Origin of the sequence: Vibrio minamisatsumaniensis (genome assembly GCF_050337445.1) — a bacterium.
GTDB classification, from domain to species: Bacteria; Pseudomonadota; Gammaproteobacteria; order Enterobacterales; family Vibrionaceae; genus Vibrio; species Vibrio artabrorum.
The window spans coordinates 1-1,482 of sequence record NZ_JAKJSY010000169.1; the positions used below are offsets into that span (position 1 = coordinate 1).

The 1,482-nt window shown below is 37.9% G+C and carries 2 protein-coding genes; one reads left to right on the top strand and one right to left on the bottom strand.

All coding sequences use genetic code 11. The annotated features are described in order from the left end of the window. Window positions 1–81 precede the first annotated feature (81 nt). Complete coding sequence (locus L4B77_RS19945) at window positions 82–1,239, top strand: FKBP-type peptidyl-prolyl cis-trans isomerase (protein ID WP_429752595.1); 1,158 nt, start codon at window positions 82–84, stop codon at window positions 1,237–1,239. Window positions 1,240–1,368: 129 nt separating this feature from the next. Here the strand turns inward: L4B77_RS19945 and L4B77_RS19950 are convergent. Next, window positions 1,369–1,482 (bottom strand): IS3 family transposase (locus L4B77_RS19950; RefSeq protein ID WP_429752597.1); only part of this gene is annotated, 114 nt, incomplete at its 5' end.

Consider the following 1,482-nt stretch of genomic DNA (forward strand, 5'->3'; position numbering starts at 1 on the left):
GAATGAAATACCGTAATAAAAGAATCTGGTATCATATGAAGATGCTATATTGTTAGCGCCAATCATCAAAAGTGAGTTCGCATGAAATTAAAAATGTTTTTAGATTTTGCTTTAGAAGTAATAAGGGTATTCAAGCCAGAGCAAAGAAAGTGGTTAGTAAGGACATTTGTCTTAGCTGGTATATCAATGATCTCATCACCATGGTGGCAACCATTTATTGAAGCCTTGATTGAGCAAAAATTAGATATAGATTTATCTGTTGCCTCTGCTCCTGGTTGGGTTTTGATTACTATTGGTTTAGCTTTACATGGATTCAATGTATATCAAGATAAAGAATCTAAAAAAGAACCTGTGTTCAAAGATGAGCATGACACTTTGACTTTTTCTCTTGGAGGTGGGGTAAGCTGTTCTTATTCAAAAGAGCAACTCAAAAAACCGAATGCGCCATTTCATCTTGGCGGGCATTTACCAATCAAAGTCTATGTCGAAAAGAAAAAGCTTTATGCGGATGTTGATGTTTATTCTGCATCAGGACTCCCACCTATTAAAATATCAAAGAATGTACTATCAGGTGTTCCTCCTACATGGGATGTAAACAAAAGTGATAAAGCACTAGAGGTCGTTAATGCAAACAATCAGCCTATTTACCAATTAGTTTATAAAAATGACGGTCACATCATAATCAATGGCATATTCCCATTCCCCGGTGGGCTTGTACTAGCTGACGACTCACATATGTCAATAAATCCACAAGAACCAGCAACTCTTGAACTTAGTCCTATATTTAAATACCCATCATGGAAATACCCATCAGTTTACAACGAAGACTACGCACCAAAAAAATCAGCACCTACCCCTGAATTCTCTAACTCCGCTCGTTCAAGACAAGAAGAGCTACAATCGCGAGTTCATCAAGCTCGTACTGAGCCAACTAAGTGGGTTGAATCTGGAGACCCTGTACAAAGTGATAGTAGGGTCGTTATCGATTTTGAAGGCTCTATTGATTCTATCCCGTTTGAAGGAGGTAAAGCTGAGAAGTTTACATTACAGATGGGGCAAGGACGCATGATAGCTGGCTTTGAAGACGGTATTATAGGAAAAAAAGTTGGTGAATCTTTTGACGTAAACCTCCGCTTCCCTTCTGATTATCATGCTGAAAACCTAAAGGGAAAGTCAGTTGTTTTCCATATAACAATACATAAAATCGAAAATAAACTTATGGCTACGCAATGCGCTTAGTAAAATTAAAGTTGGCAACAGGAAGACCTTCGTGTCGGGCGGTTGGAATAACTTAAAAAATGAGTTCCATCTTCTTTTATCTATAAAGCCCTCACGATTGAAGTGACCCCATAAAGTTGGACATTTCTGTTAAGCGGCTTTCAAGGCCTGAGTTCGATATTCTATCGGAGTCAGGCCTTTTAGTTTCACTTTTATACGTTTGGTATTGTAGTACTCGATGTATTCTTTAATTTTCTCTATCAG